This is a genomic window from Marinilactibacillus piezotolerans (genome assembly GCF_900169305.1).
Classification (GTDB): domain Bacteria; phylum Bacillota; class Bacilli; order Lactobacillales; family Carnobacteriaceae_A; genus Marinilactibacillus; species Marinilactibacillus piezotolerans_A.
The window spans coordinates 1,330,174-1,347,348 of record NZ_FWDP01000004.1 but is presented as its reverse complement, the minus strand read 5'-3'; the positions used below and the strand labels follow the sequence as shown (position 1 = coordinate 1,347,348).

Below are 17,175 nucleotides of genomic sequence, written 5' to 3'. Positions count from 1 at the left end.
ATAACCGTCTTTTAACTTTGGCGAGTTAACGGTTATTTTTTAATAGTCAAACTTTGCTGCCGTCTTAAACGGTCTACACTAAGGGGCATGTTAGAGCATGTCCTCTTTTTATGTAATCAGTATAGCACAACCACAATCATAATCAAATAGTTCAAACTGAAGGGAATTCGTTCATATATACAGGAGTGAAATAATGAAGCCAGAAGAGCCAGTGTATGATGTCATTGTGATTGGCGCCGGATTAGCGGGGCTGTCTGCTGCAAGAGAATTAAAAAATAAAGGACTGCAATACAAGGTCATAGAAGCAACAAAACAACCTGGTGGGAAAGTCAGGTCCAACGTAGAAGCGGACAGTGGCCGATATACGGAGTTAGGAGCCCAGTTTGTGAATGAAGATATGGTCGAAATGGTTCGTCTGATCAGAGAAGCTGGAATGGAACTGGAGCGAACCTATCTGCTGGACGATGCGATCATTATCAATGAAAGAAAAACAGAAGTCGGCCATATTGGTTTTGACCATCATGCAGAGCTGCTGGGAGATCTGGCTTTTAAAAAGAAAAATCCATTATCAGCAGTCTTGAAAGAAGTAGTGGAGGATGAAGAAGAAGCAAAAGCAATCAAGAGTTTCGTAGCGGCGGAATTTACAGTCAACAGCGAGTATATCAATCCCAAAGCACTGAAAAGACTGATCGGAAATATTACACTGGAAGAAGACGAAGTAAAGTTTCAGGCATCAGGTCCGTTAGATAATGTGATCCAGTTTTTAGCGGAAGAATCATCAGAGCGAATTATTTATCAAGCGCCAGTAACAGACATTCTTAAACAGAAAAACAATTATGTCATAAAAATCGGCAATCAGCAGTCTTACATTGCTAAAAAAGTGATTGTGGCTGTTCCGCCAACCGTAGCGCGTCGGATTCGATTCAGCGAATCATTGCAGGAGCGATATCAGAGAGCATTGAATAGCTTTATTGATGGTGCTGTGATCAAAATCACGCTGAGTTATAAAGAAGCGTTCTGGCGTCACTTTTCAATTCGCGGAGAAGAGAAAACACTTTTTGGTGTATTGTTTGCAGAGCACGAAGGGGTCAATGTAATGGATTCCTCCAAAGTTGCAGGCGAAAGCCGGTTGACCATGTTTATTGGAGGAGACAAAGCAAAAGAATTGTCTGAAACTTCACCAGAAGCAAGAGAGCAGTTTGCAGTAGACTGCCTGACTGAAGTTCTTGGGGATCAGGCAGGAAAGTATTCTGATTCAGTGGAAAAGGTTTGGGTAGAATCCCTTTATTTCGGAGGCGGTTATGGTGCTGTTACCCACTTTGCTGGAGATTTTGAAGCAAAGCAAGTATTAAAAGAGCCGCATGATAATCTGGTTTTTGCGAGCACAGAACTCGCTCCGGAATTTCCACAGTTTATGGAAGGTGCTGTGCGCTCAGGAAAATATGCTGCAGAAAAGCTTATAGAAGAACGGTTTGATTAATACGAATAGACCGCGCTGTATAGTCACCTACACAGCGCGGTCTATTTGCAATGATTTTATTGAATCAAAGATATTTATTTGAAAATCGCTTTAATTTCAAAATAGTCTTCTAAACCATAAGCCCCATTTTCTCTTCCAAATCCAGACTGTTTATATCCACCGAATGGAGCCTTAGGACTACGTTTTCCGTCATTTACTAATACGTTGCCGGTACGAATCTGACGAGCCACAGCTATGGCTTCATCTTCTGGTCCAACGACTCCGCCAGACAGACCGTACATTGAATCATTTGCTATCTCAATAGCTTCTTCTATTGATTCATAAGTGATAACGACAAGCACAGGGCCGAAAATTTCTTCTTGAGCAATGGTCATCTTGTTGTCAACATTAACAAAGACAGTCGGTTCAACAAAATAACCGGTACGGTCAATTTTGTTTCCGCCAATTAGGATTTCTGCTCCTTCTTCTTTTCCTTTTTCAATATAGTCTAAGACCGTCTTCATTTGATCCTCTGAGACTAGCGGTCCAACCATAGTATCTTCTTCACTTGGATCTCCTACTTTAATGTCTTTGTAGTAATCTTTAATGACTTCTTTTGTTCGTTCTAATTCATCTTTTGGAACTAACAGTCTCGTAAGTGCAGAACATGTTTGTCCTTGGTTATGCAAAACGGTATCTGCTGCATTTTTAACAGCTAATTCCAAGTCGCCGCCTTTAAGATAAATCATGGGAGATTTTCCGCCGAGTTCCAATACAATTTTTTTGACTGTTTTTTCAGCTTTTTCATATAGACTTTTCCCTACTTTAGTGGATCCAGTAAAGGAAATCACTGATACATCTGGATGACTGGTCAGATAATCACCTGTCTCGCTTCCAGAACCTGTAACAAGGTTGAAAACCCCTTTCGGCAGCCCGGCATCATGTATAATTTCTGTGAGTAATAAAGCGGTAAGCGGTGCTAGATTTGGCGGCTTGACGACGACAGTATTTCCTGCCAGCAATGCCGGTGTGATTTTTCTTTGAATCTGATTCAACGGAAAGTTCCACGGAGTGATGCAGACAACGACACCAAAACCTTCTTTAATGACGGTAGCATTCTCTACTTCTTCTTCAAAAGAATACTGTCTGGCTTCTTCGATGCTGGCTGACATTTCGTTAACCGCTAGCGCTACTTGAGTGCTATTAGCAAAAATAGAAGAAGTTCCTAGTTCTTGAATCATTGTATCCATTAATTCCTGTTTTCTTTCTTTAATACCTTCTAGGATTTTTTCTACATAATCAGCTCGTTTATCGGGATTTAATGTGTTCCATTCTTTAAAAGCAGAATTCGCAGAAGCAACTGCTCGATCGGCATCTTCTTTGTTTGCTTTTACAACTTTACTAATGACTTCTTCAGTTGTTGGATTAATAACTTCAGTGTAGTCAGATGATTGAGCTTGCTGCCATTGACCATCATAATATAATGTATCTTCTCTCACTTAAATCTCCTCCTTACAACCATTATGTAGAAAATGCTGATTGATTCAAAAGAAAAGGCTCACCAGAAACTTATTTTTAAGAAGTGAGAAAATTCTAAGCGTTTATATATATCCACTGTTATGGTTTTGCGGTAATCTAATAAATGAGGTGAATGAACATGAAATTAACCATTCGAAAAAGACTGCTGGGAACGATCCCCTTGCTGGAAGTGGTGCAGCAAGAAAAGCGAAATGAAAGTATGCCCTTGATTGTCTATTATCATGGGTGGCAGTCGTCCAAGGAACTGGTATTGACCCAGGGGCGTAAATTGGCTGAAGCCGGCTTTCGTGTCTTGCTGCCGGATGCGGCGAATCATGGAGAACGGAAGCAGCAAATTACAAAGGTTCCATCGCTGACATTCTGGCAGAGTATTCATACCAATTTATTTGAATTTGGGTATATTGTAAATCACTTCAAACAGCTGGGGCTGGTAGAAGATCAGATTGCAGTAGGCGGCGTATCGATGGGCGGGATTACAACCTGTGCATTGCTGACGAATCATCCTGAGATCAAGGCAGCAGCTTGTATTATGGGTTCACCTAAGCCGGTAGCTTATCGCGAGCGGATTTTTGCGTATGCTGAGGAGATGGGACGCTTTTATCCAAAAGATTACGAGTCATTATTGGCTTGGATTCCTTATTATGATTTATCAAGACAGCCCGAGAAACTGGCTGGACGTCCAGTCCTATTCTGGCACGGGAACCAGGATGTCGTTGTCCCTTATGAGGATACCGCAGAATTTGTAGCAGAGAACCCCGAAGCAAACTTGACGTTTATTGAAGAAGATGAAAAACATTTAGTCAAAGTACCGACAATGGATCAGATCACGGCATTTTTTGTAAAAGAACTGCTTGAAGCACAGTCTTCTATACCAGATTTGGAGAATTGAATATGGAATACTACTACGGTTCGCTAGCATTTGAGATCATCATTTTCTTAATGATTTTCGGGAGACTGATTCCAATGGTCGTGCGATTAAAAAAGGTCGTTTGAATAAAAAATGGTGATTGCTTATCGGTATTTTGCTACCTTTTTTGATGATATCCTGAAGAATTTTCTTTATTTACCGCTCCTAGATCTGCCGTATGCATTAAAAGGAGAGACAGAAGTCGTGGAAGGAACAATGAGTGATGTTTATTTTCCTGGTGGAGATAATGGGTTTGTGCTAGAAGGAGAAGAATATAGAGGAAATCCCTGGGCATTTGAATCGGAACCTGGTGAAATGTATCGGCTGTATTATCTGTCACTACATGGTAGAATTTGAGCGGGCATCCGAATAAATACAGAAAAAATGATAGAGTGCAGCATGACCGATCGTGATACCAGTGGTATACTAAAAGTAAGTAAAAGAAAGGTTGATAGATGAATGAAACTTAGCGTATTAGACCAGGCACCTATTACAAGAGGCAATACAGGTCAAGGTGCCATTGAAAAAGCGGTAGAATTAGCCCAAGTAGCAGAAGAACTAGGCTATTACCGTATGTGGATGGCAGAACACCACGGGAGTGATGCGTTTGCCAGCTCAGCACCTGAAATTATTATTGCCTACATGGCTGCTAAAACCAACAGTATCCGTTTAGGAACTGGCGGAACGATGATGATGCACTATTCACCGCTGAAAATGGCAGAAGTGTTTAAAACACTCAGTGCCTTGGCACCGGGAAGAATTGATTATGGAGTCGGACGTGCACCAGGCGGAGATCAGCGTTCGATCTATGCATTGTCACAAGGCAACAACCCGGATTTTGATCATTTATATGAAAAATTGGATGTAGCTTTGACACTGATCAATGATAAAAGACCGGAAGAAACCTTATATAAGCACACACTTGCGACACCTGGCAAAATCGTTAAGCCAGAAGCATGGCTGCTGGGATCAAGCGGGAACAGCGCGATTGAAGCAGGCAGAAAAGGATTAGGCTATTCTTTTGCACAATTCTTTATGCTGGGCGCTATGCGCAAGGAAATCTTTGAATTATACAGACATCATTTCACACCCTCTGAGTTTATGGAAAAGCCAGAGATCAATGTAGCTTATCTCGTTACAGTCGCTGAAACAAAAGAAGAAGCCGAATTTCAAGCTAAACCGCAAGACATTGCGCGTATTCGCTTGGCACAAGGAAAAATGGTAAGTTTAATGACACCAGAAGAAGCGGCTGAATACAAACTGTCTGAAGAAGAGGAAGCGGCGATCAAACGCAACCGCGAAATCCATTTAGTGGGAACAGCTGAAGAAGTGGCGAAAAAACTCTATCAAGATGCTGAAGAATATGGGTTTGACGAAGCTATGATCTGCAGCATCGCCCATTCTCAAGAACAGAGACTGAATACGTACAGACTGTTAGCCAAAGAAATGCTTTAAAAAGATCAATCCTATAAAAAAGGAAGAGATGCAACCTGTATTCAAGGTTGTCTCTCTTCCTTTATTTGAATGCAGTATGAAAAGAGAAGGAGAGTTGAGTAGTTCTCTTCTCACTGGATTCAATCGGTTTTAAGATTTGCGCTTTTCGTCATCACCTGTTTTGTCGTCTTCCAAATGAAGAGGCCCTTCTGTTTGAACTTCAGCATTTTCTTTGCGCAGAGATTCTGATACTCGTTGGGTATCTTCTTTGGTTTCTTTTTCAATGGTAACCTCATTTTTTACGACAGGACGTTTGGTCACGTCTATTTGTTCTTCTGATAAAGGAATAGTAATTTCTTCGCCTTCTTCTATCGTTGTATCAGAAGGGGTATCGCTGGAGGCAGGATGTCTTTCGATCTTGATGTCTTCATGTTTTACAGGGACATCTACTGTTTTGGTTTCTTCTGTAACATTTTTCTGGATGTGCACTTCACCGACCTGTTTTTCGTGTTTGTTGATATCTAGTTCTTCTTCTTTTAATTCAATCGCTTCTTTTTGGTTATCTGAAGTATGAGCAGGTTGTTGTGCAGAAGAGGATTGCTTCTCTTCTGTATTAGTTTCATCTGTGGATGATTTGACGATCGGGTCCATTGGCGGTTCTACAGGTTCTGTTGTTTCATAATTGGTTACACTGTCTGTATTAGGGTTTTCTTTAACCAGCACCACGATGTGTCCGGCATCCAAGTCACTTTGGTAATCGTTCAATAAGGTATTTTCATTTTTAGATGTCTGATGTGTTGTGTTATTTGCTGAATCGCTTGTGAAAATATCTTTGACTTTCTCTATAAATGATTCACCATTTTGTTCATCTGAAGATTCAGGACCATTGTATACTTTAGTTGGGACATCTGTCCGAATGGTACTATGAGTAGAAGCGTTTGAAACGAGCGTAATATCATCTTTATTATATCCTTGCACAATCAACTGATCTATTGCGCTATTAGCTTCTTTAACGGTTTCATAGCTTCCTTTGATAAATTGATTCATTACTTGAGTCCTCCTTTGATTTTCCACGAAAATCGTTTAATTTCAGTATAGAAATACTATTGGCATTATTCAAATTAAACGCATATAGGGTGAAAGAGCCGGATCAAAACCAATAGAGAATGGTTGGTTTGGCTAAACAAGCGTTGTTCAAAATAAAAAATCTGGAACAAGCATTATGCCTGTCCCAGATCATGAAACTTAATTTGATTGCTGATGAGTTACGTGTTTATTTCTTTGGTGAGCGGTGTGCCGGATCAGTTGGATCAATATCCGGATCATCAGCTGGTGTGATGGCTGGGTCAACCGATGGATCATTTTCAGAATCGACTACGACATCTGATGCTGGATTAATAGGGTCAATGACTGGTTTATCCACTTTTCCTCCTTTATCTGAGGAACGCTCAGTCGATTGAGAAGCCTCTTGATGAGCAGGTTCTGTTGGATCGATTCCAGGTTTATCCGTTGGCGCTATGGCCGGATCAACAGAAGGGTCATCTTTTGAATCGACAACAACGTCTGAAGCAGGGTTAATCGGATCAACGACAGGTTTATCTACCGAGTCATTTGTATCAATGACGGGTTTGTCTGCTGAATTGCCAGAATCAATGATTGGTCGATCGGCATTCATTCCAGATACATTCGTATCCAATCGTTCTTCAGCTAAAAGGACGATACTGCCGCGAGAAATGTCAGCTTGATATTCATCTAACAGTGTATTTTCTTCGTTTGAAGTATGCGATAACGAATGATCATCAGAGTCGCCAGTAAAGACATCTTTTATTTTATCGATGACAGAATCGTCGTTGTCTTCATCAGGATGATTTTCGTTGTGATGATTTCCATAGACTTTCACAGGAATATCTGTATCGATTTGTTGAGCAGTTGCCTGATTCGCTGCCAATGTAAGTTCATCTCTAGCTTGGCCTTGATCGATCAGGTTTTTTGCAGCTTGTTTTGCTTCATCTACAGTTTGGTAACTTCCAATAACATGTTTGTTCATAACTAAATTCCTCCTAATGGAATTTTCAATACTTATGGTTATATTGTCAGTATAAGGAGGATAATGACTGAATACAAACCATATGCTCGCTTTGAAAATGTCAGCTGTCATCTGACTACAGACGGAGCAGCAATCCAATTATGTTGCAAAAAGGATAAGCAGGAAGTTAGCAATGTGTTGCTCAACTTTTTTAGTGTTTATTTGCTTTAACGGAGTATCTACAGGTATAAAATGATAATTTAAAGGAAAATGTCTGTGACCGAACTGTCGGAGAAAGTCGGTATCACGATGGCAAATATATCCAATCTGAAAAACGGTAAGGCAAAAGCCATTCGATTTTCTACATTGGAGAAACTGTGCGAAGTACTGGAGTGCCAGCCGGGGGACTTGCTGGAATATGGAAAAGAAGTATAAATAAAAAGGACGACTAGGGTTTTGATCCAAGTCGTCCTTTTGCTTATCTATAAATTATGTGGACCTTTAAGATCATGATCTTCATCTACAGGGATGTCACCGGGTTCGTCTTCCTTGTCGGTGACGGGAACTTCTCTTGATGTGTCGTTGCCGATGTCGCTCTCTCTTGAAGCAGTCGAACCCAAGTCAGGTGCCGGAGCCGGATCTGCTGCTGGACTTTCTGCTTCTCCATTGGTTGAGCCCGTTCTTTGATTTTCATTGATACTGGAGTCTTCGTCTGCCAGTACAATGAAATGACCGTTTTGAATATCGTTTTTGTAGTCATTCAACTCAGGATAAGAGTCATCAGTCGTTACATTCATATCTAAGTCTGAAGAGATTTCTTGCTTCTTGTTTTCATTAGTAACCACTACAATGCCGTCTTTGTTATATCCGCGCATAACCAAGGCGTTGATTGCATGGGTAACATCTTCCATGGAAGTATAATTTCCGTCTACATATTTACTCATTTATTTTCCTCCTATTACTATTTGGTGAAGCTGAAGTTTGATCATAAAAATCTGCAATTCTTACGGACGGTGCATAATGTCACTGTTGTCCACATGAATATCTTCTGGATTGTCTTTTTTAAATCCATCTGTCGTCTGTGGAATAGAAGATACTTCTGGATCTTGAATCGAACTGTGATTGTCATATCCGCTGTTTGGCTCAGTTGTTGGATCACGATCCACTGTTGGGGCAGTTTCTGCCAGTAAGAAAATGTCTCCTGCTCGAATGGCTTCTTTGTGATCCTGCAGCTGTTTTGTTGTTTCCGAGTCACGATCGGAATCGTCATTGTCATTACTAGTAAAGGCATCTTTAATTTTATCCATGATTGATTCATCTTGATCGTTGTCCTCTTGGTCCAAGGAAAGATCAGTGGTAACGTCCACTTCCGTTTGAGCGGCTAATTCTGACTTAGTCGAATCATTTGTCACAAATAATAAGTCTTCATTCGCATACCCTTGTGATAATAAGGCTTTTGCTGCATGGACTGCTTCTTCAACTGATCTATAATGACCTTCAACATATTTATCCATTTCATACATTCCCCCTTCAGTATAAACCAACGATTACACTTCCCAGTATATAAACCAGCTTTCAGATTTACAATTAATACGTTTATATATTAGAATGTCTGGAATTAGGCAATAATTAAAAACCCCATAAGAAAGATTAAATGCATCTCTCTTATGGGGATCAGTCGGTTTTAGTCTGTCTTCCTAGTAAATGTAGAAATCAAGTTGCTTAACACGTCTGTGATTTCTTCGACGGAAGTCTCCTGATCGTTTTCCATCCAATCAAGTATTGTTCCAATCGTTCCTTTTACAAAATAGGTAAAATAATATTCCAGGAGTAGCGGGTTCTGTTCATTGAACAAAATACTGAAATCTTTCATAGCTGCTTCATGAACTTCTGAAAAAATATCATTGACCATTTTACTGTTCTGGTAATTGGCTAAGATGATTCTGCTGGCAGCTTCGTTTTCTTTGAACAATAAAATCAAGCGCTGCAGCCAGTCGTGCAGTTGGTCCTGCGGCTTCATGGCCAGAATAGGTTTGATTTGTTCAGTGAGATCTAACTCGATTTTCTGATAGAGATCAAAAGGATCTGAGAAATGAATATAAAATGTTCCACGATTCACATCAGCGAGCTTGCAGATTTCCGTAACGGTGATTTTAGATAAATCGGTATCTTTCAACAAAGTTAAAAAAGCTTCTTTAATGGCTGCAATGGTATATTGAGTTCGGCGGTTATTTTTTCGTCCAACCATTTTACATTACTCCTTTCAACAGATTATGTATTTGTGTTGATTTAATGACAAAGTGATTCGTATTGTTGGTTGCCAATCATACGCAAGGTTATTATACTGACATTATGTCTTTTAATCAACACTGTGTTCATAAAATGATTATTGAAAATAGAAGGAGTCATCGAGAATGGGATTTATTGAAGTAAAAAATGAGTATAAACGCTACCAGATGGGAGATACCATTATTGTTGCCAATAATGATATGAACTTTGAAGTAGCAGAAGGCGAATTAACGGTTATTTTAGGACCGAGTGGCGCCGGTAAGTCCACTGTATTAAATATTTTAGGCGGAATGGATTCACCTAGTGATGGAGAAATCATCATTGATGAAATGAATATTGAAAACTATTCAGAGAAAAAACTGACAGAATACCGACGCAAAGATATTGGATTTGTATTCCAGTTTTATAATTTGGTTCCGAATTTGACTGCACTTGAAAATGTAGAGCTGGCAACTGCTGTGTCTCCGGATGCATTGGATCCTGCACAAGTATTAAAACAAGTAGGACTAGAAGATCGAATGCAGAACTTTCCGGCACAATTGTCAGGCGGCGAGCAGCAGCGTGTGGCAATCGCCCGTGCATTAGCTAAAAATCCGAAGCTCTTACTGTGCGATGAGCCCACAGGAGCACTGGATTTCAATACTGGGAAGCAGATTCTGAAGCTGCTTCAAGATGCCAGCCGTGAAGCAAATAAAACAGTTTTGATTATTACGCACAACTCAGCGATCGCACCAATGGCTGATAGAGTGATTCACATCAATGATGCTAAAGTCCGGTCTGTTGAAATCAATGAAAACCCGGTACCAGTCGACGAGATTGAATGGTAGGAGGGGACAGCAGTGAAAATAAAGTTATATTTAAAATCAACCTTTACAGATATTCGTAAATCGTTCGGCCGTTTCATTTCTATTATTTTGATCATTCTCATGGGTGTTCTGCTTTTTGTGGGAATCAAGTCAGTCGGTCCGAATCTGGAAAAAACGGTAGGGAATTTTGTAGACAAGGTTCAGTTGTCTGATTTGCAGATCCAGTCGACTGCCGGCTTGACAGAAGCAGATCTGGAAGCTGTCGAAGAAGTGGAAGGTACAGAAGCAGAGCTGGGCTACAGTATTCCTCAATATATTGAAGAAGAGCAGCTGAATCTGCAGATCCATTCCTATGATGAAAGCAGCGAGCAAAATCAGCTGATCATCACAGAAGGTCAGTTGCCTCAAGTAAATGACGAAGCGATAATTGATGAAGAACTGGCTGATCAATATGCCATTGGAGATGAACTGACGATTGAAAATGATCAGCTTACGGAATCGACATTCGAAGTTGTCGGTTATGCTGATTCACCGCTTTATGTGGACGATAAAACGCGTGGAGCCACAACTGTAGGTGACGGTGAACTGGATGGGTTCGTCTATATTCCTGAAGCTGCTTTTGATGCAGAGGCCTATTCTATCATGTATATGAACTTTACGGATTTAGCTTCTCTTCAGCCGTTGTCAGATGAATATGATCAGGCACTGGAAGAAAAAGTAGATCAGCTGGAAACTGTTTTTGATACACGTGCCGTAGAAAGAAAAGAAACGCTGCAAGAGGAAGCTTTAGATCAACTGTCTGATGAAGAACAAACGGTGGAAGATAATCAGGCACAATTGACAGATGGGCAAAATCAGCTAGAAGCAGCGCAAACACAATTGGACACACAGCGTGAGCAATTGGAAGCGCAAAGAGCGCAGTTGACGGCGCAATTTGGAGCAGCTGTTGCTGATGAACAGCTTGAAGAAGCTGAAGCACAACTGGCAGATCAGCGTGCTGAACTGGAAGAAAATCAGGCACAGCTTGATGAAGCAAGAGCAGAACTTGAAGACGTTAGAACAGAAATTGAAGAAATGGATACACCGAATTATATTGTGAATGACCGGACCAGCAATCCCGGGTTCACGGAATACACAAGTCTGGCAGATCGTATTGATGCGATTGCCAATGTCTTCCCCGTATTCTTTTTCTTTATTGCGATTCTCATTACCTTCACGACAATGACACGAATGGTGGAAGAAAATCGTAAAGAAATCGGAACGCTGAAAGCTTTAGGTTATAGAAAACTGGAAATTGCCAGCAAGTATATTCTGTATGCTGTATTAGCCGCTGCGATCGGAACAACATTAGGTGTTCTCATCGGTGTTAAAGCCTTGCCGCGTGTGGTCTTTAACTTGCTGGGAGAACAGTATATTTTTACAGACTATACAACAGCCTTTTTTGCCTTTCCGATTACCTTGGCAGTTATTGCTGCACTGATCGCTACATTAGGATCATCTATGTTGGTACTCACAAAAAATCTGCAAGAAAAAGCGACGGCTCTCTTGCTGCCGAAAGCACCGAAAGCCGGCAAACGAGTGCTATTAGAAAGAATTACACCGATCTGGAATAGAATGAATTTTAATCAGAAAGTGACTTATCGAAACCTTTTCCGTTATAAAGCACGAATGATTTTAACGATTTTAGGGATAGCCGGATGTACTGGATTGATGATGGCAGGGTTCGGACTGCAGGATTCTATTGGAGCTATTGCCAGCAAGCAATTTGACGATATTGTGCAGTATCAGTCGATCGTGACACTGGAAGAGGAAGACACAGAAGGGACAACTGACTACACTGCAGCACAAGAAGTGATTGAGCAGAATGAAGCAGTGAACAGCTACGCACCTGTTTATATGGATCAAGTTACCTTCACAGCTGAAGATGTAATGGACCAGTCGGTATCACTCTATGCATTTGATGACACTACAGATGTGGGCGATTATGTAACGCTGAATGCTGAAAATGGCGGAGAGTCCGTAGAGCTGACGAATCAAGGGGCAGTGGTCACTTCTCGTCTGGCCAGTGTCTATAACGCTGAAGCTGGCGATACGCTGATGATCCAAAACTCAGAGGGAAATGAATTTGAGATCGAAGTGTCTGGTATTGTTGAGAACTATCTCGGACATAATGTTTATATGACTCACTCGTATTATGAAGAGGTTGCAGATACTCAAAATCCTATGAATGCTTACTTGATCAAGTCGGATAATATGACAAATGAAGAAGAGGGGACGTTCTCAGAGAATCTTCTGGAAACGGACGAGGTGCTGAACACGACCTTTATGAGTGACCAAATCGAAACGCAGGCTGATTCCACCGATAATTTAGGTGTAATCGTATGGATCTTTATTATCTTGTCAGGGACACTTGCTTTTGTTGTTCTATACAACTTAACGAATATCAATATTTCGGAGCGGGAAAGAGAATTGGCAACCATTAAAGTACTTGGATTTTTTGATAATGAAGTGACCATGTATATTGTAAGAGAGAATGTTATCTTTACAATTTTCGGAATCTTGTTCGGATTTGGAATTGGAAATGTATTGACATGGTTTATTATTACCATGGCTTCTTCTGATATGATTGTTTTCCCGCTGGTTATTCATTGGCAAGGATACGTAATTTCAGCAGTTATGACGGTATTATTCTCTGCTATCGTAATGTTGTTTACGCACAGAAAATTAAAAACCATCAATATGATCGAAGCTTTGAAATCAAATGAATAAATAAATTGAAAAAAGGTGTCGGCATGATTGCCGGCACCTTTTTATATGCATTCGTTAATCTTATTGCGCTTGATGGTTGGATGATCTGGTAAAATGATTGGTTGTAAATAATCAAACTCTAACTTTAATTCTCGATCTTCAAGTTCTGATGCTGCTTGTTCAACAGCATGTTCTTGAGATTCGATTTCCAGTTCTTGCAGCTCTAAAGCTTGCTCTCTTTGCTCAATCAACCATTGGTTTTGCTCAATTGTATACTCATGATTTTCCATTTAGATTTTGAACCTCCTTCGGTCAAATAGAGCTGAATCCTTACTGCAACTTTATATGGAAGAGACAGCCTTAACAAGTGCATTTAAAGAAACTCTGATCCATCTAAAAAAGAGGCACCTTAGCGGTACCCCTTAATGATAGACTTAATTTTCTTGGCTGCGAATCGCACCAACTAAGTGTTCTGATGAAGCTGGCGGATTGTCGAGCAAGTGGCGAACTTGATCTAGATCAGGTTCTATTTTCCATGTCAGGATCCCGACGGGTTTATCGTCTTTAAGATAGTATACGACTTTCCCGCCGTCTACTTCATCGATCAGTACGTCTAATGAAGGATCCAATGTCCCGATTGCTTTCCATGAGATATCAAAGACCATGGAGTAGAAGTAAGGTGTATAGTCATACGGGTGGTTGATACCGGCCATGACTTTTCCGACTGCGGTTCCTGAGTTTCTGGCGTGATCCACATGTTCAATGCGCTGTCTTCCAAGAATAGGATCTGGATAAGAAGCGATATCTCCAGCTGCATAGATGTCTGGGTCAGATGTACGTAAGTATTCGTCCACGACCACACCGTTATCTACGTCTAGTCCTGCTTCCTTGGCAAGGTCTAAAACAGGGGAGACACCTAGTCCTAGAATAATGGAATCAGCTCTGACAGTCTCTCCATTGTTCAAAGCCAAAACAAATTCATCACCATCTTTAGAATAGCTTTCAGCGCGTGTCCCGCTGATCATTTTAATTCCATGATCTTTGTAGGTTTGTTCGTATTCTGCCGCAATTTCTTCCGGGAATCGGTTGTTGCCTAAGGTAGACTGCGGGTAAATCAAGGTCACTCTAGTATTATTCAATGCCAAGTTGGCTGCCAGTTCTGTGCCGATATAGCTTCCCCCGACAACTGCGATATGCTGATTATCTCCTGATAAGTTGCGCAGCTTTTTATAGTCACGGTAAGATCGGAAAGCATAAACTCTGTCATCTTCTGGACCTTCGATCGTTTTAGGAATACCGCCAGTAACGATCAGCAATTTCTTGTATTTAACGGTATCACCTTTATTGGTCGTTACAGTATGTTCCTGACGGTTAATCGATGTCGCTTCAGTCTCCAGCATCAATGCAGCTTGATGTTCTTCGCTGACATTATAGAAAATCTGATCTTCTGTAAAAGAATCATCTGTCCATAACTTTTTAGACAGCGCCGGACGTTCATAAGGTTTATCGACATCAGCTGATATAATCCCGATTGTTCCGGCTTTGTCTTCTTCACGAATACCTGCCACGGCATTCCCGGCAGCAATCCCACCGCCGATAATCAGATAGTCAACATAAGTTTCTTCATTGTTCATTGAGTGAGTCTCTCCTTTGATTGAGTATAAGATAAAATTACTGAATGGTTGCTACAGAACCTGCATCTACTCTATAGTTTGCGCCATTGACGAATGAAGCTTTATCAGAGCATAGGAAAGTAACGACGGCAGCGACTTCTTCTGCTTTACCACGGCGTTTCAGCTCGATGTAAGGTCGTTTTTCATCAAGGAATGATTGGATAGCTTCATCAAATGAGACATCCATTTCTTTGGAACGTTTTTCCATCATTTCATCGGTCATTGGAGTCGCAATGAATGCTGGTGAAACAGTATTGACAAGCAATCCTTCTTTAGCATATTGACGAGATAGTCCTTTAGAAAAGGCTAGTACTCCTGCCTTAGCAGCATCGTAAGGCAGTTCATCTGCATACGGCTGAACGGCATTCTCGGAAGATAAGTATACGATGCGTCCCCATCCGCCATTTCTGAGATCAGGTAAAAATTCTCTTGTTACACGAACAGGTCCCAGCAAGTCGACTTCAAGAGTTTCGACCCAGCCTTCATCTTCAATTTCATGGAAAAGTCCTTGAGCACCGGAAGTGCCGGCATCTTGTACGAGAATATCGATTTCTCCAACGTTGTCCTTAACTTGTTCATGCAGTTGTTTCAAGCTTTCCAGATCAGTGATATCGGCTGGATAAGCGTAAACTTTGCCATGTTCTTTTAACTGCTCAGCAGTTTCTGCTAACTTTTCTGCTTTTTTATCAGTTAATACAACCGTAACGCCCTCTGCTAATAATTGTTCTGCAGTCGCTTTACCAATGCCTGAAGCAGGGCCGGTGATCAATGCGATTTTTCCTTTGATTCCTAAATCCATATGATTAGCCTCCTGAAATCTTATTTCTTGGTTTCAAAATAATCCTTGTTACTTTTCAGAGTACTCTTTCCGCTGTAAATCTGCAATTATTCAGCTTGCAGAACAAACAAAAGACCTTAACTCCAGTGGATGCTAAGGTCTTTAAGAAAATATTAATTAAGTGAACTGAATGTAGATATCAAGACCATACGGATCTTCCAATTCAACCACTGACTGTTCGGCTTCTGAATATTCTTTATAGGGGCCGCCGGTCACATAAGCATAAGCTGTAAGAAGGCAATTTTCTTTATATTGATCAATCTTTTCTTTCTCAGAGTCAGGGATTTCTCCGAGTGAGATTCCCTCGACATAGAGTAAGCATGAATGGTCGTCTGGAGATACTAAGTTGACGTTAACTGTAGTGACGGCATCATATTTATAAACCCGTTTAGACATTGGACCGAAGTCAGCATCTGTTTTACCGGTATAATAGTTTTTGAAAGGGTCTTCTTTGATCATACGGTCAATGGCGGACTGGATAAGAGCGGAATCCTTTGTAATAGATCGAGCAGTCATTTTGGATTCGTATTGAATCATCTTGGCTTTGACGTCGCATTTTTTCTTGGCAGTGTTTGAGTAAGACTTTTTAGACTTGAATAGGTCAAAGAACTTCATAGAGAGATCTCCTTTTTGTATACCTTTACATTTGAACGTTTCTGCAGAATTTCCGTAAAATTTATATGTATCATTTTAAGGATACGTAATAAAAAGATTAATGTCAATTAAGACATCATAAAGAAGGATAGGCTGCTTTACTAGAAATCATTGCTGGTGTTGATTAAAAGAGCGGGATTTTTGAATCTGGTCAGCAGACGTGAGAAACTATGGATAATCAATGAAAAAGAGGTGGGAAATTCAATGATTAAACAAATTTTGTTAGAAGAAGATCGGCCCTATCCCAATAGTGCATTTCCAGTTCTGTATTATCCAGAGGCTTTCAAAGAGATTACAAATAATGATAATCCAGAAAGAGAAGTGATCGAAAAACTTGGGCAACATCTATATAAAAGAGACTGGGTAGATGGGATTTTTCCATACCATCATTTTCACAATAATACTCATGAAGTTCTGGTCTGTATTGAAGGAGAAGCATCCGTTCAGCTAGGTGGCCCGAATGGAAAAACGGTGACCTTTTCAAAAGGAGATGTATTGCTGCTGCCGGCTGGTACAGCACATAAGAGAATTGAAGCTTCTGATGACTTCGAGATTGTGGGAGCTTACCCCGATGGTATAGATTACCAGACATATAGAGAAGAAGACGTTGCTTCTGAAGAAATATATGAGAAAGTCAGACAAGAATCTACGAAGGTGCCTGTTCCAGAGAACGATCCAGTTCAAGGGCAAGAGGGTGCAGTGCAAAAGTATTGGAAATAATCATATTCATAGGAGAAAAACAAATACAATAGAATCAATAAAGACACTTTTCATGATTAAACAATCATAATCAGGAAAAGTG

Annotated in this window: 18 protein-coding genes; 8 read left to right on the top strand and 10 right to left on the bottom strand. The window is 40.6% G+C overall.

What is annotated here, in order from left to right:
• The first annotated feature begins 193 nt into the window (after nt 1-193).
• A complete protein-coding gene (locus B6F02_RS10150; RefSeq protein ID WP_080147227.1) occupies nt 194-1,480 on the top strand; it encodes a flavin monoamine oxidase family protein in 1,287 nt (428 codons plus the stop codon).
• Nucleotides 1,481-1,554: 74 nt separating this feature from the next.
• On the opposite strand, the gene B6F02_RS10145 is transcribed toward B6F02_RS10150, so the two are convergent.
• Complete coding sequence (locus tag B6F02_RS10145) at nt 1,555-2,958, bottom strand: aldehyde dehydrogenase family protein (protein ID WP_080147226.1); 1,404 nt, start codon at nt 2,956-2,958, stop codon at nt 1,555-1,557.
• A gap of 158 nt (nt 2,959-3,116) precedes the next feature.
• Between B6F02_RS10145 and B6F02_RS10140 the strand changes: the two genes are divergently transcribed.
• The 3 genes from B6F02_RS10140 to B6F02_RS10130 all read left to right on the top strand — a co-directional run bounded on the left by B6F02_RS10140 (nt 3,117) and on the right by B6F02_RS10130 (nt 5,360).
• The gene (locus tag B6F02_RS10140; protein ID WP_080147225.1) at nt 3,117-3,887 is read left to right on the top strand and encodes an alpha/beta fold hydrolase; all 771 of its coding nucleotides are present in this window, start codon (nt 3,117-3,119) and stop codon (nt 3,885-3,887) included.
• A gap of 111 nt (nt 3,888-3,998) precedes the next feature.
• Entirely contained in the window at nt 3,999-4,262 is a 264-nt protein-coding gene (locus B6F02_RS10135) for a hypothetical protein (RefSeq protein ID WP_080147224.1), read from the top strand.
• A gap of 102 nt (nt 4,263-4,364) precedes the next feature.
• Nucleotides 4,365-5,360 (top strand): LLM class flavin-dependent oxidoreductase, encoded by a 996-nt coding sequence (locus B6F02_RS10130; protein ID WP_080147223.1) that lies wholly within the window; start codon nt 4,365-4,367, stop codon nt 5,358-5,360.
• A 129-nt stretch (nt 5,361-5,489) separates the two neighbouring features.
• Here the strand turns inward: B6F02_RS10130 and B6F02_RS10125 are convergent, their stop codons facing one another.
• Both B6F02_RS10125 and B6F02_RS10120 read right to left on the bottom strand, forming a co-directional pair.
• A complete protein-coding gene (locus B6F02_RS10125; RefSeq protein ID WP_080147222.1) occupies nt 5,490-6,386 on the bottom strand; it encodes a YsnF/AvaK domain-containing protein in 897 nt (298 codons plus the stop codon).
• Between the two features lie 226 nt (nt 6,387-6,612).
• Nucleotides 6,613-7,386, bottom strand: a complete 774-nt coding sequence (locus B6F02_RS10120) for a general stress protein (protein WP_080147221.1) — start codon at nt 7,384-7,386, stop codon at nt 6,613-6,615.
• Nucleotides 7,387-7,635: 249 nt separating this feature from the next.
• On the opposite strand from B6F02_RS10120, the gene B6F02_RS10115 reads away from it, so the two are divergent.
• Entirely contained in the window at nt 7,636-7,800 is a 165-nt protein-coding gene (locus B6F02_RS10115; RefSeq protein ID WP_080147220.1) for a helix-turn-helix domain-containing protein, read from the top strand.
• 47 nt (nt 7,801-7,847) lie between these two features.
• Here B6F02_RS10115 and B6F02_RS10110 read toward each other — a convergent pair whose 3' ends face one another.
• The 3 genes from B6F02_RS10110 to B6F02_RS10100 form a co-directional block, all read right to left on the bottom strand.
• Complete coding sequence (locus tag B6F02_RS10110; RefSeq protein WP_080147219.1) at nt 7,848-8,309, bottom strand: general stress protein; 462 nt, start codon at nt 8,307-8,309, stop codon at nt 7,848-7,850.
• A gap of 60 nt (nt 8,310-8,369) precedes the next feature.
• Nucleotides 8,370-8,879, bottom strand: coding sequence for a general stress protein (locus tag B6F02_RS10105; RefSeq protein ID WP_179128571.1), 510 nt, complete (start codon nt 8,877-8,879; stop codon nt 8,370-8,372).
• A 170-nt stretch (nt 8,880-9,049) separates the two neighbouring features.
• The gene (locus B6F02_RS10100; protein WP_080147217.1) at nt 9,050-9,613 is read right to left on the bottom strand and encodes a TetR/AcrR family transcriptional regulator; all 564 of its coding nucleotides are present in this window, start codon (nt 9,611-9,613) and stop codon (nt 9,050-9,052) included.
• 166 nt (nt 9,614-9,779) lie between these two features.
• Here B6F02_RS10100 and B6F02_RS10095 point away from each other — a divergent pair, with 166 nt between their 5' ends.
• The gene (locus tag B6F02_RS10095) at nt 9,780-10,481 is read left to right on the top strand and encodes an ABC transporter ATP-binding protein (protein ID WP_080147216.1); all 702 of its coding nucleotides are present in this window, start codon (nt 9,780-9,782) and stop codon (nt 10,479-10,481) included.
• Nucleotides 10,482-10,493: 12 nt separating this feature from the next.
• Complete coding sequence (locus B6F02_RS10090; protein WP_080147215.1) at nt 10,494-13,229, top strand: FtsX-like permease family protein; 2,736 nt, start codon at nt 10,494-10,496, stop codon at nt 13,227-13,229.
• A 41-nt stretch (nt 13,230-13,270) separates the two neighbouring features.
• Here B6F02_RS10090 and B6F02_RS10085 read toward each other — a convergent pair whose 3' ends face one another.
• From B6F02_RS10085 to B6F02_RS10070, 4 genes are all read right to left on the bottom strand, one after another.
• Complete coding sequence (locus B6F02_RS10085; RefSeq protein ID WP_080147214.1) at nt 13,271-13,498, bottom strand: hypothetical protein; 228 nt, start codon at nt 13,496-13,498, stop codon at nt 13,271-13,273.
• Between the two features lie 144 nt (nt 13,499-13,642).
• Nucleotides 13,643-14,842 (bottom strand): NAD(P)/FAD-dependent oxidoreductase, encoded by a 1,200-nt coding sequence (locus B6F02_RS10080; RefSeq protein WP_080147213.1) that lies wholly within the window; start codon nt 14,840-14,842, stop codon nt 13,643-13,645.
• 37 nt (nt 14,843-14,879) lie between these two features.
• Nucleotides 14,880-15,680, bottom strand: a complete 801-nt coding sequence (locus B6F02_RS10075; RefSeq protein WP_080147212.1) for an SDR family NAD(P)-dependent oxidoreductase — start codon at nt 15,678-15,680, stop codon at nt 14,880-14,882.
• Between the two features lie 156 nt (nt 15,681-15,836).
• Entirely contained in the window at nt 15,837-16,334 is a 498-nt protein-coding gene (locus tag B6F02_RS10070; RefSeq protein WP_080147211.1) for a hypothetical protein, read from the bottom strand.
• A 243-nt stretch (nt 16,335-16,577) separates the two neighbouring features.
• Between B6F02_RS10070 and B6F02_RS10065 the strand changes: the two genes are divergently transcribed.
• Nucleotides 16,578-17,093: a cupin domain-containing protein gene (locus B6F02_RS10065; RefSeq protein ID WP_143745280.1), complete on the top strand. Its 516-nt coding sequence runs from the start codon at nt 16,578-16,580 to the stop codon at nt 17,091-17,093.
• Nucleotides 17,094-17,175: the final 82 nt, after the last annotated feature.

Excerpts from the sequence above, each read along its gene's own strand:
- B6F02_RS10120 (WP_080147221.1), bottom strand. The coding sequence starts at position 7,386 with ATGAACAAACATGTTATTGGAAGTTACCAAACTGTAGATGAAGCAAAA.
- B6F02_RS10135 (WP_080147224.1), top strand. The coding sequence starts at position 3,999 with ATGGTGATTGCTTATCGGTATTTTGCTACCTTTTTTGATGATATCCTG.
- B6F02_RS10080 (WP_080147213.1), bottom strand. The coding sequence starts at position 14,842 with ATGAACAATGAAGAAACTTATGTTGACTATCTGATTATCGGCGGTGGG.
- B6F02_RS10095 (WP_080147216.1), top strand. The coding sequence starts at position 9,780 with ATGGGATTTATTGAAGTAAAAAATGAGTATAAACGCTACCAGATGGGA.
- B6F02_RS10115 (WP_080147220.1), top strand. The coding sequence starts at position 7,636 with ATGTCTGTGACCGAACTGTCGGAGAAAGTCGGTATCACGATGGCAAAT.
- B6F02_RS10150 (WP_080147227.1), top strand. The coding sequence starts at position 194 with ATGAAGCCAGAAGAGCCAGTGTATGATGTCATTGTGATTGGCGCCGGA.
- B6F02_RS10100 (WP_080147217.1), bottom strand. The coding sequence starts at position 9,613 with ATGGTTGGACGAAAAAATAACCGCCGAACTCAATATACCATTGCAGCC.
- B6F02_RS10140 (WP_080147225.1), top strand. The coding sequence starts at position 3,117 with ATGAAATTAACCATTCGAAAAAGACTGCTGGGAACGATCCCCTTGCTG.
- B6F02_RS10065 (WP_143745280.1), top strand. The coding sequence starts at position 16,578 with ATGATTAAACAAATTTTGTTAGAAGAAGATCGGCCCTATCCCAATAGT.
- B6F02_RS10130 (WP_080147223.1), top strand. The coding sequence starts at position 4,365 with ATGAAACTTAGCGTATTAGACCAGGCACCTATTACAAGAGGCAATACA.
- B6F02_RS10085 (WP_080147214.1), bottom strand. The coding sequence starts at position 13,498 with ATGGAAAATCATGAGTATACAATTGAGCAAAACCAATGGTTGATTGAG.
- B6F02_RS10105 (WP_179128571.1), bottom strand. The coding sequence starts at position 8,879 with ATGGATAAATATGTTGAAGGTCATTATAGATCAGTTGAAGAAGCAGTC.
- B6F02_RS10070 (WP_080147211.1), bottom strand. The coding sequence starts at position 16,334 with ATGAAGTTCTTTGACCTATTCAAGTCTAAAAAGTCTTACTCAAACACT.
- B6F02_RS10075 (WP_080147212.1), bottom strand. The coding sequence starts at position 15,680 with ATGGATTTAGGAATCAAAGGAAAAATCGCATTGATCACCGGCCCTGCT.
- B6F02_RS10110 (WP_080147219.1), bottom strand. The coding sequence starts at position 8,309 with ATGAGTAAATATGTAGACGGAAATTATACTTCCATGGAAGATGTTACC.
- B6F02_RS10125 (WP_080147222.1), bottom strand. The coding sequence starts at position 6,386 with ATGAATCAATTTATCAAAGGAAGCTATGAAACCGTTAAAGAAGCTAAT.